At 29.8% G+C, this 16,103-nt stretch carries 16 protein-coding genes; all 16 read right to left on the bottom strand.

Annotated elements, in window-relative coordinates; translation table 11 throughout:
* Positions 1-3: 3 nt before the first annotated feature.
* Positions 4-1,149: a glycosyltransferase gene (locus JS605_RS08915; protein ID WP_203257346.1), complete on the bottom strand. Its 1,146-nt coding sequence runs from the start codon at positions 1,147-1,149 to the stop codon at positions 4-6.
* A gap of 3 nt (positions 1,150-1,152) precedes the next feature.
* Positions 1,153-2,100: a glycosyltransferase family 2 protein gene (locus tag JS605_RS08920; RefSeq protein WP_203257347.1), complete on the bottom strand. Its 948-nt coding sequence runs from the start codon at positions 2,098-2,100 to the stop codon at positions 1,153-1,155.
* Positions 2,100-3,056, bottom strand: a complete 957-nt coding sequence (locus JS605_RS08925; protein WP_203257348.1) for a glycosyltransferase family 2 protein — start codon at positions 3,054-3,056, stop codon at positions 2,100-2,102. Before JS605_RS08925 ends, JS605_RS08920 begins: the two co-directional genes overlap by 1 nt.
* Positions 3,056-3,712, bottom strand: coding sequence for a hypothetical protein (locus JS605_RS08930; RefSeq protein WP_203257349.1), 657 nt, complete (start codon positions 3,710-3,712; stop codon positions 3,056-3,058). The genes JS605_RS08925 and JS605_RS08930 overlap by 1 nt, the downstream gene beginning before the upstream one ends.
* A gap of 62 nt (positions 3,713-3,774) precedes the next feature.
* Positions 3,775-4,797, bottom strand: coding sequence for a glycosyltransferase family 2 protein (locus JS605_RS08935; RefSeq protein ID WP_203257350.1), 1,023 nt, complete (start codon positions 4,795-4,797; stop codon positions 3,775-3,777).
* Between the two features lies 1 nt (position 4,798).
* The gene (locus JS605_RS08940; protein WP_203257351.1) at positions 4,799-5,620 is read right to left on the bottom strand and encodes an alpha-1,2-fucosyltransferase; all 822 of its coding nucleotides are present in this window, start codon (positions 5,618-5,620) and stop codon (positions 4,799-4,801) included.
* A gap of 6 nt (positions 5,621-5,626) precedes the next feature.
* Entirely contained in the window at positions 5,627-6,307 is a 681-nt protein-coding gene (locus tag JS605_RS08945; protein ID WP_203257352.1) for an FkbM family methyltransferase, read from the bottom strand.
* A gap of 47 nt (positions 6,308-6,354) precedes the next feature.
* A complete protein-coding gene (locus tag JS605_RS08950; RefSeq protein WP_203257353.1) occupies positions 6,355-7,152 on the bottom strand; it encodes a glycosyltransferase family 2 protein in 798 nt (265 codons plus the stop codon).
* 28 nt (positions 7,153-7,180) lie between these two features.
* Positions 7,181-8,137 carry a glycosyltransferase family 10 domain-containing protein gene (locus JS605_RS08955; RefSeq protein WP_203257354.1) on the bottom strand — a complete coding sequence of 319 codons (957 nt, stop codon included), beginning with the start codon at positions 8,135-8,137 and terminating at the stop codon, positions 7,181-7,183.
* Between the two features lie 8 nt (positions 8,138-8,145).
* Positions 8,146-9,177, bottom strand: coding sequence for a glycosyltransferase family 2 protein (locus JS605_RS08960; RefSeq protein ID WP_203257355.1), 1,032 nt, complete (start codon positions 9,175-9,177; stop codon positions 8,146-8,148).
* Between the two features lies 1 nt (position 9,178).
* A complete protein-coding gene (locus JS605_RS08965; protein ID WP_203257356.1) occupies positions 9,179-9,985 on the bottom strand; it encodes a polysaccharide pyruvyl transferase family protein in 807 nt (268 codons plus the stop codon).
* Positions 9,975-10,562, bottom strand: a complete 588-nt coding sequence (locus JS605_RS17760; RefSeq protein ID WP_203257357.1) for a CatB-related O-acetyltransferase — start codon at positions 10,560-10,562, stop codon at positions 9,975-9,977. The genes JS605_RS08965 and JS605_RS17760 overlap by 11 nt, the downstream gene beginning before the upstream one ends.
* Positions 10,541-11,815, bottom strand: a complete 1,275-nt coding sequence (locus tag JS605_RS08975) for an ABC transporter ATP-binding protein (protein WP_203257358.1) — start codon at positions 11,813-11,815, stop codon at positions 10,541-10,543. The genes JS605_RS17760 and JS605_RS08975 overlap by 22 nt, the downstream gene beginning before the upstream one ends.
* Positions 11,816-11,817: 2 nt before the next feature.
* A complete protein-coding gene (locus JS605_RS08980) occupies positions 11,818-12,714 on the bottom strand; it encodes an ABC transporter permease (RefSeq protein WP_203257359.1) in 897 nt (298 codons plus the stop codon).
* Positions 12,715-12,746: 32 nt separating this feature from the next.
* Positions 12,747-15,212, bottom strand: a complete 2,466-nt coding sequence (locus JS605_RS08985) for an exopolysaccharide transport family protein (protein ID WP_203257360.1) — start codon at positions 15,210-15,212, stop codon at positions 12,747-12,749.
* Positions 15,213-15,221: 9 nt separating this feature from the next.
* On the bottom strand, positions 15,222-16,019 hold the full coding sequence (locus JS605_RS08990) for a polysaccharide biosynthesis/export family protein (RefSeq protein WP_203257361.1): 798 nt from the start codon (positions 16,017-16,019) through the stop codon (positions 15,222-15,224).
* Positions 16,020-16,103 lie beyond the last annotated feature (84 nt).

Below are 16,103 nucleotides of genomic sequence, written 5' to 3' on the forward strand. Positions count from 1 at the left end.
GATTTACGAATTTGTAACTATATTTTTATAAATGGCATGAATCTTTGGAGCTAATATACTGCGTTTGTAGTTTTTATTAATAAAACTAGTATTATACTCTTGAACTTCTTTACGAAACATCATATCCCCAATAGCTTTCTCAATCCACACAGCAATCTCTCTATGATCTAAAGGATTCTCAATTAAATATCCATTAATCCCATGTTGTATAACTTCAGCAGTAGCTTCTCCTGGGTTAGATTGAATTGGAAATGCCCCCATACCCATAGCCTCAAGTAAAGTATTTGGCATGCCATCAGACAGATTATTACCAATATGTATTATACTTTTACCCATGAGCTCTAATAAATCTTTATTTAAAATATGGGTATGCCTTGGTAATACCTTAAACGATATTTCTTTAAAGATTTTAGATGAGTTTATATACTCCTCTACTTCTTTATCCGCACTATAAACAACTACTTGTAACTCCTTAATTTTTTGACTTAATAGTTCTATTGCTTTAACAATTTGGATAGCCTCACCAACATCATATTGATATCCTTTTAATAATATTATATCTCTTTTTTCGAGGTCTAAAATATGTTTGGTATTAATTTCAATACCACCATTTCCTGGAAAAACTCCTAAAAATGTTTTACTATACCCATATTTTAAAGCCAATTGATAATCTCTTTCACAATCTGTAATTAAATAATCTACTCGCTTTAAAAATAGTTTCACTTTTTCTATTGATATACCTCTTTGTTCAAAATAATACATATCACTTCCCCATGATGAATATATAAATGGGATATCATTTTCTTGCATTATATTTAAGATTGGAAATCCTGAAAGCTGCATTTCAAAACAATGTATAATATCTGGATTAATGCTGCGGATTACTTTTTTAAAAGCAGCGTCTATTTTACGTTCATTAAACTTCTGTATGAAATTGTAAATTTCAGGAAACCTTTTCTTTAGACCAATTCTAAAAGGGAAATCAAACCTTAACTTCCAGCCTTTTATCTGTTCAACATCCTTTATCCTGTGAGACTTAGGGCCACTATCCATAACATCAAACCAATACACTTCATGACCTGAATCTTTTAGCTGATTTACCCATTGAAAAAAATGATGATTTGGTATAGCAACCATTAATATTTTCATTAGCTATATTTTAAATAATGGCTTAAACTTTGTGTCTCCTCTTTTTATTAGTTTAAATAGCTTATAAAAAAATTTAACTCTAAAGTACTTCAGTTTCAACTTTTTTGAGTAGCATAAATGCTCCGTATCAATAAAGTGTAAGCACTCTTTAGAAGCTTTGAAATTTCGCTCAGCTAAGGCTTGCCTAAAAACGCCAAGTGTCATTTTTAGTATTGCCAATTTAACCTTTTTTGCTTGTGACAATTTTAAAACGGTACGTTTTGCTTCTAAAAAAGAGTGCAAACCATAGGTTACATTTCTATAAAAACTATTTGTAGACGATGTCTCTCCTACTCTATAAAAAATTAATGTCTTATTTACCAATGCTACTTTTTTAGTTTTAAAAAGTGCTCTAGCGTAAAGTTCATGATCTTCTAAAATATGTAAATCTTCGCGAATAGGTAAGTGAGGTTTTAAACTGGAAACTCTCCAAAGTGGGGCTACCATCATCATTGGAAATTTTCCTGTAACAAAATCTTCAAAAATGTTTTCTGATTTGATAAGCTCTTCTTTATCTTCTTTTAAAAACTGCTCCTCTTTAAATTTCCCCTTAAATGATTGCAATTTACATACTGTTAAATCATTGTTTTTTATAGCAGCTATTTTCAGTTCTAGGTGATTTGGATGCATTATATCATCACTATCAAAAAACTGTATATACTCCCCTTTTATCTTCGTTATCGCAAAATTTCTACATGCACTAGGGCCCTTTGTTATATTTTCTGGTCGTTTGTACAAATGAAAACGTGAATCTTTATCTATAAGAGATTGTGTTTTCATAAATGTATTGTCTGTACTTCCATCATCAATAATCACACATTCCCAATTGCCATAGGTTTGGTTTTTAATAGATATGATTGTTTCTTCTATTAAATGTGCCCGATTAAATATTGGCATTATAACAGAAACCACTACCTAAAAAGTATTATTTTAAATAAATATAATTGAGATTTAGCTATATCCATCAATTTAATTTGCGGACTGGAATAAATACAATACAGTTTAGCAAAATATACTCCATAATCTTTCATACGTTCAATGATTTTTTTTTCAAATCGTAAACCTGCATAAAATGCCCAAAGTGCTTTTTTAGAAATCGTTTTATGAAATTTTCCTCCAACATCAATATTACATTCTTTTGCTAGTTTCAAACATTGATACCTATAAAAAAAAACATCATATAACTTATTTTTGGTAATATTTTCCTTTGCACTAATTTGACTTGCATGCCCGTCTCCACTTCTTATTGTTGCCAATATATTATCTATAATTATGACGTTTAATGTCTTTACAGCTAACATTCTAATATGAAACTCGTTATCTTGATAACGCATTATTTGAGTATCAAAAAGAGGTTTACCTTCAAGAAATTCCCTATTCCACATAAAACCACAAGTTTGAATTTCTATATTTTCCATAGCATAATTATAAAATAAAGAGTTTCCATTTTTATATTCAAACTTGCTTTCTCTATAACGCTCCAATTGGTAGTTAGCATAATTATTACGATGAATAACCGCATCCGTATTAGCTTTAAATGCTTCTACTTTTTGCTCCAAAAAAGTAGACATCATAATGTCATCACTATCAAACCAATTCACATACTTACCTTTAGCTAATGTAAATCCATAATTACGACAGCTATTAGATCCTTTTTGTAAAGATTCTGGCCTTTTATAGAATTGAATTCTATTATCTCTTTTTAAATACTCATTAATTGTATCCTCTGTAGAATCATCACTACCATCATCTACAACTATGCATTCCCAGTTTTTATATGTCTGATTTAAAATTGAGTTTAGGGTAGTTTTAATAATTTGCCTTCTATTAAAAACAGGAACTATTATGGAAACTAATGGTTTTGACACTATAATGACATTATATGTTTATATTGCTTAGTAGCTATTAAAAATACACTTTTATTACCAATATATTCTTTGGCAAACACCTCTATATCCTTAGATTTAAATATCTTAACGAGTTCTTGAGCTGTTTGTTTCTCTCCATTTCTATCATAATCATCCATCAAGATTATAAACCTACTCATGCTATTAAACTTGCTTGCTAGGTTTACAATATCGTATCTTGAATATTTTGGTGTTCCAAAAGGTCCATCAATGATATACAAATCATAAATTTCTAAAATTACGTTTTCAACGTTGTTGTATCCATACGTAATATTTTCATGTACCTCATTCTCCACTAAACTTAAAACTTGAATATCTACTTGTTTGGATATTTTGAAATTTTCTAAAAATAATGATGTCCATTTATCATCATGCTCAATCGTTTTTAATGTAGATTCTTTAAGGTAATTATCAATGAATATTGATATAAATTTTGTGGATTCCCCCAAACCAAATTCAATTATCTTTTTAGGTTTAAAATCGGTCAGAATTCTATTCAACAAATAAAAAAATGTATAATTCCCAGCCCATCTACCTACATTTAATGGCAAGGCTTCTATTGATGTTTTTCCCCTGATGCTATCGTGGTATATTTGAGCCCATTCTAATTCTTTCAAGAGCAAGTAAGACTTTTTTTGAGTCTTTCTATGTTCTCTTATTAGCTTTTTAATTTTTTTTATCATTTCTTATAAAATATCCAAGACTTAAAATATAATTTCCATTTCTCTATGATAGAAAAATCTATTGATGTTAATTTAGAAACAGATTTAAACTCTTTAATTATTTTAGGAGAGTAGCTTCTATTAGCTTTAAAATATTGATTAATATTCTTTCTCTCTTGATATTCTAAAAATTCTTTCAATACTTTAGGCTTAAAATATTCATCTTCATTACTGTTCAAAATTCGTTTTTTTAAATGAATCAAAACAAGTAACTCCTCAAAAACTAATCTTTCTGTAAATGAAAACTGCTTAATATATGCTTGCTTTTCTTCATGAGAATAATCAAACCTTAATCGAGATATCATATTAAATCTTGACTTACTAGCACTATAACGTTGTTTCTCTCTTTGGGTAATTGACACTTGATCCTTATGAACCCTATAAAGGAATAGCACCTCTTGGAGGTTATACAACTTACCTCTTTTAGATAATCTAACCCACAAATCATAATCTTCTGCAGGCTCATATTCTGTATTATATGAAATATTATATGCATCTAAGGTTGCTTTTCTTATCATTGCAGTTGGATGCCCAATACATGAATTTTTCAACAACTCTTGCTTTATTTCTTTATGATTTTCTGGGGCTTGGATAATTGTATCTGTACCTAAAATTTTAAATATAGTTCCACAAACTACAATATCAGTATTGTTTTCTAAAACTGTTATTTGTTTTTCAAAGCGGTTGGGTAAACTAAAATCATCCCCATCCATCCGTGCTATATACTTTCCGCTTGCTATAGTTAATCCATAATTTAAACTATCTGTGTACCCAGAATTTTCAGGTTTTACAATAAGTTTTATCCTTTCATCATTAAAAAACTTTATTATCTCTACTGTTTTATCTGTACTACAGTCATCAATTATTATACATTCAAAAAAAGGGTACGTTTGATCTAAAATACTTTTAACAGCATCATATACATAAGCTTCACAATTATAAGTTGGAATTAGTACAGATATTAAGGGATTTTTGTCCATATCAAAATGTTATCCAAGTATTTGGTATTACATCCGTAAAATCATAAGTACTACCATTAAACCATTTTTTAGGGGCACACACAAATTTATCTTCACTGGTGTTTAACCAAGCTGCCCACCAACTAAAACTACTATTTGCTATAATGTTGTGTTTACATCGAGACATTAGCAACATATCTTGATATGCTGTGGAAGCAGTATTAAAATCTACATAAATAGTTTTAAAATTAGTTTTAAAATTAGTTTTAACCCAGTCCATATCATCAGAAAAACAATAGTATATAGGATTATCCACTTTACTTTCAATGAATTGCATTGCCCTCTCATAATACTCTTCCTTGGAAGTGTTATGGACATCATGCTTTAAAAAATCGCCTCTTCTAATATGTATAGATATGGCATTAACTTTTGAAATTTCATTTAAAAGAGAGACAGTTTCTGGGCTTAGTGGGGATATAGTCTTAAAGTCATTTAAAATAACTTTTCGATACTTTTTAAAATATTTCTCAGATTGAAAATAGCCTGATAAAAATACGTTTTTAGTTTTATTATCCCACAATGAAGCATCATATCTGAAGGATGATTCTTTATAATACTTATTTAGCCCTATTTTATTGGTTATTTTTTTTAACCACTTCGGAGGACTTTTAAAACTTCCTGCTTTGATATTAAAGTGATGTAAATCATAGTTATGTAAGGAGTAATTTTTAAAAGCTGAAGTGTCTAGGTATAACTTCTGCTTTCTTTTCTGCGCAATAGCTTTTGCTGTTGCATATTGAAACATTTGGTTTCCTAGTCCTCCTATAAGTTTAACTACTACCACTATGTATTATTTTAACTCCCAGTTTTCCCAAACAAACTCATATTGATAAGTTAGTTTGTGAGTTTTTGATAATTCTGTTTGAATACCCTGCATTCTTTCTCTGGCGTTGGGTATTATAAAATCATGAAATTGCACCTGAATATTCTTAAATATTCTTAGCATATTATTTTCTATCAAAGATTCTAGCACTTCGTATTCTCCCCCTTCAATATTAATCTTTATTAAATCCACCTTTTCTATTTTATTAATTTTAATAAACTCTGTGATGGATTTTAATTGTATTGATTCATATTTCTTGGATTTAATATATACAGAAGAAGCGTTGTTTGTTAGACTGATTTTTACATTTTCGTTTTTACCTGATAACCCAAATTGGTAGACATTAACTTTATCATTATTAGTAAATTTTTCAAGTATTACATCATAAAAGGCCTTTATAGGTTCAAAAATATAAATAGTAGGCTGGTATTTAGTATAAATTATTTCAGCAAACTCTCCTTTATACCCTCCCAAATCAAAAACTACAGACTTATCATTTAAAGGATATTTTATTCTAAGAGTATTATCTCCATCTACTTTAAACCAAGGTTTACAGCGTTCCAACTGTATTTTATCTTGCTTCTTTTGATTTTCTATCCTTTTTCTAAATAGAATATTTCTTAAATGCTTTTTTATTTTTTGTATCATATCCTATTTAAAAATAGAGTCCATTGAATATTGAATATCTTTTAACATTAATTTCCATAAAAAACTTTATAAATCAAGGCACATGTTTTTTTAAATACATAATTATTCCTTAGCTTATAATATACTTTGTAGGTATAAGTTGACGATAGCTTTTCATATTCTATAAGCTTTTCATAATCACTAATAAATCGAGAAAAATTCTCCTCCAATACTTTATTACCTTCATTTGGCACGGTTTTACCTGAACTCACTCCATCTAAATAAAAATCAACTAAAGGTATATCTACATTTTTATATGAGCAATTATGCTTGAACAAAGCTAAAATATAAAACTTCCAATCTGATGCTATCTTAAAACTCTCATCATAAAATCCTACTATTTCAAATAAAGACTTTTTTATAAATGTTGAAGGGTGCGGTAATGTTTTGGCATACATATAAGAAAACGTCATTTCCTTAGGAGGAGACACCAATCTAACTGTTTCTTTACCAATAAAATTAATATTAAATGAAATTAAATCCTCTTCAACAATAAAGGGAATAGCATCTGCTAAAGCGCTTTTAGAACTAAATACATCTCCACTATTTAAAAATAACACATACTCGTTATTAGCACTCCGTATACCTTTATTCATAGCATTGTATATACCATTATCTTTTTCTGACACCCAATACGAAATCTCATCCTTATAATTTAAAATTACATCTACACTAGAATCAGTAGACCCCCCATCGATTACAATAGTCTCGAAACTTGTATATGTTTGCGAATAAATACTTTTTAAAGTTCTAGCCAGTCCTTCTGAGTTATTGTAATTAATTGTTATGATTGATATTTTACCCATTAAACGAATTTAAAATATTATGACTTATTCAATCTTTAGTTAACTGGTTTTTTATGTGCTTTATTTTTTTCTTTATTTTATGGTTGACTGAGTTGTTTATATTAAGTTTTAATGTGATTTGTTTCTTATTCTTTTTTAACTCCATCTTTTCTAGAACATTAACTATCCATGGGAAAAATTGGTGTTTATTTAACGCATTTAGTTTTTCTAAACTGATGGCTTTTTTAGATGATTCATAGATATTACTATCTATAGCTTTTTCTATTACTTTTATTGTTTTTTGAAAATCATTAATATCAATTCTAATAAAACTTTTTTCATTAACATATTCTTCTAGATTAGGGCATCCATAATAAAAAGGAAATGTTTGAGACAACATACAATCAAAAAATTTCTCGGTAACCCAATCTTCACAAAAATCATTTTCTATTGCAATAGTATATTTATAATCAGCCAAAACATCCCATTTATCAGTAAAGTCATTAATACCTCTACCAAACAGATCTATTTTATCTCCAAAATATTCTTTAAGATTCATTACAAAATCTAAACGTTTTCTATGACCTTCAGTAAAAGCCTTATTTGAAGTAATAACCGAAATCAGTTTATCTTTTTTAACTGAAGTCATCCCTAATAGTTGTTCATAAGATCTATTCACAAACCATGGGTTTGCATTATGAGTGTAAACAATATTCTGGTGCTTTAACTCTCTTTGAACCGTAAGTATTGTTCCAAATTGGTTTAAGAAACGTTTGGTAAATTTAGGGCTTGTACTATAGCATTCGGCTGGTATAAAAATGATATTCTCTTTGGGACATTTTACTGTTTCAGGCTTTAAATTATAATCAGAATAAATAACCCAAAAATCACACTCTTGTAAATTATCATCTATAATAAATTTATAATTTCCCCAAATTTGAGAGTTTTTTGGTGTTTGTCTAAATATTGGCCAATCGTAATTAAACGTAAGTTTTACAATTTTCATATAAGTAATTAATAATCTACAAAGTCATTAGCCTGTTTTTTACTTAATCCTTTATATCTGAATATTAGCTTTTTAAGTTTTTTAGACATAAAAAGCTTCTTGAAGATTTTCTCTGATATATAGTATAATATAATACTAGATTTTAACCTTTTAAAACTTGAAAAATCATTAAACAACTTATCTTGCTCGTAAAGCTTATCAAATTCTTCCTGTATCCACGCTTCTTGCTTATTCCCTAAATGGTATGCAAAGTTATCATACGTAGCTAGTCTATAGCCTCCTGCTTTAAGCACAGGTAGATCTAAGTACAAAAATTCACTATCTCCACCTAACTTATATGCACTACTAGCTTTTGGTATTTTACTCAAGCTTTCCCGTTTATATGTTCCAACAAAATGAGCACTCCCTACAACTGCAAGAAGCCCATTCTTCGCCTTTAACGTACATGTTACATCTTTATACCTTTCATGTAATAGCGTCCAACCAATACTTTGAACAAATTTAGTAAGTGCTTCGGGAGATTTTACGGGTCTGAAAGCCAGTTTTTTTGAAAAAAAGTACCTCAACCAAATGTTACTTGTTAGGCGTAGTTGTGTTCTAAACATAGGTGCTGGACTTACCATACCTGCATTAGGAAAGGCTTTAAACACCTTAATTATTTCCTCTTCCCAATTATTAAGAAACAAAACATCCGCATCGGTAATGGTTACTAACCTTTCTTCTACAGTCCTTAATGCTTTTAATATACTATTTAGCTTACCTATTGTCTCTTTTTCAATAATTAATTCATGGATATAACCTTTCTCATACAGTTTAAATAATTTTTTATTGACCTCCTCTGAAGTTCCGTTAGAGATAACTGATATTTTTAGTGAAGAAATTGCAGTTTTTTGTACTGATATTAAACACATTTTAAATATCTCAAAAGCATCTTTATAATACCCCTCTTCTTTTGGTATATATAACGGAATTATTACCCTATGACTACAAGGTCTTAATTCAAGTTTTTCATCTCTTACTATGTTTCTACCTTCCCTCATTTTAAAAAGGACAAACCTCTAGAAGCCCATTTTGCCTTAGTTTAATTATATTAGAATCTGGAAGGGTAATATCTGTATATTTATCTAAAAGCCTTTGTAATACTTCTATAGATAGTTCCTTGGGCTCTATATATAATTCCTTTTGAAAATTAATATCCATCGATTCAAAATAATCATAAAACTTTACATTATCTCCAGAAAGTTTGCTTGAAAATTTAACCCACAACGCAGGTATTTTATATGCATGCGGAACAATCACGCCATGTAACGAAGACGAAACTATAGCCTCACACTCTAAAATTTCTTTAGTTGTAACCTCAATATCATCTGTTATTAAATTAATGACTTTGATATGCTTATTCTGAGCTAGAGCTTCGTAAACATTTTGGTAATCTATATAATGCGGTATTACTCCAATTTTGAATTTTTTTTCAATACTTGTATTATAAAATTTTGGTAGTAGTATAGCAGGATCTCCATAAATCTCAGGACATTTATACCCTAAATCAGATATGCGTTTTCTGGTTTTTGGACCTCTGACCGCAAGAAATTTTGCAGCTCTTATGCTTTCATTTTTTTTTATAATTCCACTTCCCCAAACTATGGATTTATTGGAGGCAGCGGTTATAATACTTCCAATAGCTAAAAAGTTTTTAAAAAAATACTTTTGAATACCTATTTTAGGATGTGCAAGAGATAAAACTTTTTTATTAGATATTTTTTCCACTAAATATTTTGACAATAAATCTCCGTAATTCTGTTTACCATCAGCCCTATTTTCTTGCCACCAATATAACCTAATTGCCATCAGAAATAGTATTATCCTTGAAAAAAAATGCTTTGTTATTTTTTATTTCTGACTCACTCCACGTCCACCATTCAGATTCTAACATTTTTTTTACTGTAGCTTCATCAAAACGCATTTTTATTTTTTTTGCTGGCACTCCCGCTATGATGGTATAAGGTGGAATGGATTTAGTTACCACACTACCTGCTCCTATAACACAACCATGCCCTATTGTAACATCAGGCAATATAACAACATTGTCTCCAATCCATACATCACTACCTATATAAATAGCTTCTTCTGCTTTTTTTGTCTTTTTAGGTAATGTTTTAAAATATGATGTATAAAATGAATATTGTAGAGCAGCAAATTCTATTGGATGATTGTTAAGTATTAATTTAACATCTTTACCTATAGCACAATAAGAACCGATCACAACTTTTCTACCTCTACCTCTTATATTAAAATTACCGTTATGGTATGATTTATTACCCACCTCAACATAACTATTATTTACGAGTAAAACAGGTGTTTTCTCTTCTAATAGTTTTTCAATTAGATGCTTTAACCAAGATTTTATGTTTCTTTTAATTCCCATTTTGCATTTGAAAAAACAGCCATATTTCCTCCGGGTACTTTACCAGTTTTATATACATCATTAGCTGTAACATCGAATGTTATGCACTGTTCTTTAATTTCTAGTGTATTATTATTCTCTGCCAAAGCTAAAGTTAAAAAATAATGATTAGGGGTAAGCTTTAAATCTTCAATTATTGCCCTAAACACGAAACTTTTATTAGCTATAAAATTTATATCAGTCATTTCGTGTGATCTTATTGCACAAATATTTATTCCTTTTGAAGAAGAGACAATTATACTTGCCTTAATTCGGTTAATTGGGATTGCGGCCTTAACATGTATTTCAACAATAATTTTATCTCCCATCAAAAAACTTCCCGTAACCGTATTTCTATCATTTTTAAGAACCACTTTAGATATTTGTGTATTTTTTGCATTAGCATCAAACAACTTAACCCCCTGAGTATTTTCAGAATCACCACCTAAATTCAAATAATGGTCAATAGCAGTATTTTGATTTCCTTCAAAATCAATCACACCATTATTTAGTACCAAAACTCTTGTGCACAAACTTTTTACAGCTGCCATGTTATGACTAACAAATAAAACGGTTCTTCCTTCACTTATAGATATATCCTGCATTTTCCCAACTGCTTTTTTTTGGAATTCTACATCTCCAACCGCTAATACTTCATCTATAACTAAAATCTCAGGTTCTAAAAATGCAGCCACAGCAAAAGCTAGTCTAACAGTCATTCCAGAACTATATCGTTTTACCGGTGTGTCTATATAACGTTGACAGCCTGAAAATTCTATAATTTCATCTATTTTAGAGCTTATTTCTTTTTTTGTCATTCCTAAAATAGCCCCATTTAGGTAAATGTTTTCACGTCCTGTCATTTCTCCATGAAACCCTGTACCTACTTCTAATAATGAAGCTATTCTTCCCTTAGTTTTTATTACCCCTGTTGTAGGTCCTGTTACCTTGGAGAGTATTTTTAAAAGTGTAGATTTACCTGCACCATTTTTGCCTATAATACCTAAAACTTCTCCTTTTTTAACTTCAAAATTTATATCTTGTAAAGCCCATACATATTGAGAATTACCTTTAGTACTTCTATCATTAAGTTCTCCTACTTTTAAATACGGGTCTTGTTTTCCTCGTATTTTATGCCACCATCTATTTAAGTCATGACTTATTGTACCTGTACCAACTAAACCTAATCGATACTGCTTAGAAACATTTTCAACTTTCAATATAACATCCTTCATATTTACACTGTGTCAATAAAGCTTTTTTCTGTCTTATTAAAAATAATCAATCCTAGAAGTACTATAAAAATTGTAACTATCAATGTAAATACTATACTCCATAACGAAAAAGTACCTTGCGAAAAAAATATATATCTAAACGTTTCTACAACATTAGCTAGAGGGTTGTGTTGAATTATAGGGTTTATAAAACCTGCTACTTTAGGAAAACTGTTTTGAATTTTCTCTGTGGCAACATCAATTGGATACATAACAGCAGAAATGTACATTAAAAGTTGCACACCAAATCCTACCAAGAAGGTAAGATCTCTATATTTTGTAGTCATGGATGATATAATCATACCTAAACCCAACCCCAATAATCCCATAACAATTACTAAAATTGGGAATAGAATTAAAGTATTAACATCTAAGTTTCCTGCTTTTCCATTAATTGCAAAAAACATGTAAAACCCTAGAAAGATAAAACACTGTATTGCAAATTTTAATAGAGCAGAAAGTACAACTGTCATAGGCATTATAACTCTTGGAAAATATACCTTACTGAATATATTTTGATTTTTCTTAAAAGCATCACTTGTACCTTTCAAACATTCTGAGAAATAATTCCATATTGTTACACCTGCTAAATTAAATATAAATGGATGTATGGCAGTCCCAACATCAATATTAGCAATGCCGTTAAAAATAATTGTGAATATAACCGAAGTTATTAATGGTTGTACTAGATACCATAGCGGTCCTAAGATTGTTTGTTTGTATAATGTAATAACATCTCTTTTTACAAACAGAAATAGTAAATCTCTGTACCTCCATATTTCCTTAAAATTAAAATCTATAAATTTACCTTTTGGGGAAATTGTATATAACCACTCTGTTTTTGAGGTTTTGCTATCCAAAGTTTAACTTTTATATTTTTTTATCAGTTGTTTTACTTGAATGGATTTAACAATGAAATAACTTTATCTAGGAAAGTAGAGTTTTGTTTTTCGGTTTCATGATATCCATTAGTATAATTCCCATAACCATAACCGTAGCCATAACCGTAGCCATAGCCGTAACCGTACCTCCCTTTTTTATCAAAACCATTATACAATAAGCTAATATTTTTTATTTCTCCTTTCTTATACTTATCATTTATAAGACTCAACATTTCTTTCTTGGTGTAATCTTGACGTATAACGTATAGTGAAGCATCAGCATACTCAATAAGTTCGATTGCATCAGCTACTAAGCCAACCGGAGGTGTATCTAAGACAATATAATCGTATCGCTCCTTGAGGCTATCCATTAATATTTTCATTCTTTTATTAATCAAGAGCTCAGCTGGGTTTGGTGGGATTGGGCCAGAAGTAATTACATCAAGGTTATCTACCATGGTTTTTTGCGTTACTTCATTTAGAGTTTTCTGACCAATTAAGTAGTTTACAGCACCGATGTCATTCTCTATATTAAAATCTCCAAAAATTTTAGGTTTTCGTAAATCAAGTCCAACTAATATTGTCTTCTTTCCACTTAAAGCAAAAACAGTAGCTATATTTATTGAACAAAATGTTTTTCCCTCACCACTTACCGATGAAGTTACCATTACTGTTTTTGTACTATCATCAATATCATGTTGTTTATACATATACTGTAAACTAGACCTTATAGCTCTAAACGCTTCTGCTACAGCAGATTTAGATTTTCTATGAACAGCTAAATTGTTATCTAAATTATTTTTTCCTATTATCCCAAGTATCGGAATATTTGTAAGGTTTTCTAAGTTTTGAGGGTTATGGATCCTAGTATCAAATAATGTTACTAAAAGTGTCAATAGCAAAGGAGGTAACAACCCTCCTAGTATAGCAAAAATATACCTAGAACTTAACTTTAAATCAATAGGTCTAGCACCTGTATTTTTTGCAGAATCTATCCATATAATATCAGATACAGTTGCTGCCTTTATAATATCTGCTTCTCCTCTTTTGGATAAAAACAAATTATATGTTTTCTCATTTAACAAATACTGACGTTGAATATCAAGTAAATTCTGTTGATCCTTTGGTAATTTGCTAAATTGAGCTTTCTCTTTTGATATTTTAGTATTCAAAACATTTAACTCCCTGTCTAAACCAGCTGTAGACGATTTAATATTCTCAAGAAGCACCTGTTTAAAACCATTAATTTGTAAATCAAGTTCATCAAAAATAGAAGCACCTGGTTTAACTGTTGACTCGTATTTTGCTTTCTGAACTGATAGCTCATTAATTTTTGAGATATTAGTCAGAATATTTGAATCATCTATTCCTGCTACTGAAGGCGCAGGAAGATTTGTAAAAGACTTACTGGTCTCTAAATAAGTTTTTAAACTTGTGTAATATGTCTTTTTACGATTAATACCATCTCTCTGTAACTCCAAGTCTGATAACTTTTGAGTTAGCAATTCACTTTCTTGGTCCAGATTATAGACACCTATTTTAGACCTATAATTATTTAAAGCATTTGAATTTCCAATCAATGAATCTTTTACTCTACTTAACTGACCATCAATAAAACTAATAGTATTAGTAACAAACTGATTTTTCCTTTCAAGTTGTTCTTTTGTTAGCACTCTTACCGTTTCATTTAAATAATCTTCAATCTTCTTGGTGTTATTGTCTACCATGCTCAAGTTTATAATTGAAGAATTCCTTGGATTATTAATAGCAAGCTTCCCCCTGTAAGTAGCAACAACAACATCGAATGACACAAGTTTTATATAATAAGTATCGCCAGGATTTACTGTACGTTCCTTAGCAAAAACGATTTGTCCTGTGAAATAAGGTAAATTAATAAACTCTCCAATTGCATGTGTAGTAATCGATTTCCCTAGAGGAACTTCTATAGGTTTTATTGCTTTTGAACTATATTTTTGAGTTAAAATTGAATTGGTTTCAAAATTAAATTCTAAATCGAATTGGTTATTTTGCTTAAAGCTTATTTTGATAGGAGAATTGATTACTTGGTATATCGTAGTATCAATATCAAATCTAAAGGGAGCATCCTTGTAGATATCATCCTTACGAAAACGAGACTCTTTTAAATAGGTTACATAAAATTGTAAATTATCAACTATTTCTTCATGGAGGCTTCTCGACTGAAGTGTGTTAATAATTGTTTGAACTTTACCAGAAATGCCTCCGTAATTAAAGGTTAAACTTGTATTTGAAGAAAATAAAGGGTTTTTATCCTCTTCTATAGAAATTTTTGTGCTTAACCTATAAGATTGCTGCTTACGAATATTTTGTTGGTAAACTATAAAAACTCCAATACCAACACACAAAATAAATAACTTCCAATAACTAAGGGTTTTAAATAGAAATGCCTTAATATCGAATGTTGGGCTGGAATCTATAATATCAAATTCATCACTCATATTAAGGTATTAATTCTGTGTTAAAAGATATGCCGAGAGTAAAACAGAAAAAACGCTAGCTATAGTAGTTATAGTTTGTGAAGCTGTCTGTCCCGCACCAAGCACTTTTCTTTTAAGAGGTTTAACCAATATCATGTCATTAGGCTTAATATAATAATAAGGAGATTTCATAGCGGCCTTATCTGTTAAATCTATATGATGAATCTTTTGCCCTTCAGGATATTGTCTTACTACCAAAACATCTGTTCTATCCCCAGTATCTTTTATATCCCCTGCATTGGCAAGAGCCTCTATAATATTAACTCTTTCCTGAAATAAAGTAAGTACCCCTCCTCCATCCACCTCTCCTGTAACAGTATACCTTAAACCAGCCAATTTTACACTAATAAAGATTTTAGATACGTCTTTCAAATATTTATCTAACAATGCTTGCTTTACCTTTTCTTCTATTTCTTCTGTTGTATATCCTAGAACATTAATGTTGTCGAGTATAGGAAATTCTATGTTCCCATGTAAATCAACAGTAAAACCGCTAAAATATAAACTTTGAGAATTTGTTAACCCATTAGATTCTTGTGTTGGTTGAAAAATTGCAACTAATTGTTGCAGCTCACTATCAGTAGATTTTATATTAATACTAAGAATATCATTAACCTGAACCCTATATGGCATAACCATACTCTGTATTTGCGCAGAATCGTCAACAATCGTACCTTTATCCTGTAAATAAACAAGGTCTTTATTTGTAATGCATGAATTTAAAGAGAGACCAAAAATCAGCAGAAAACACCATATAAATTGCTTCATTCCTTGGGGTTTGATGTACGACAAATATAACCTTTCATCGTGAATAATAAAACTTTAATCGGGTTTTCTAGCTGTTTATCTGTG

The sequence above is a fragment of the Hyunsoonleella ulvae genome, assembly GCF_016827605.1.
Classification (GTDB): Bacteria; Bacteroidota; Bacteroidia; order Flavobacteriales; family Flavobacteriaceae; genus Jejuia; species Jejuia ulvae.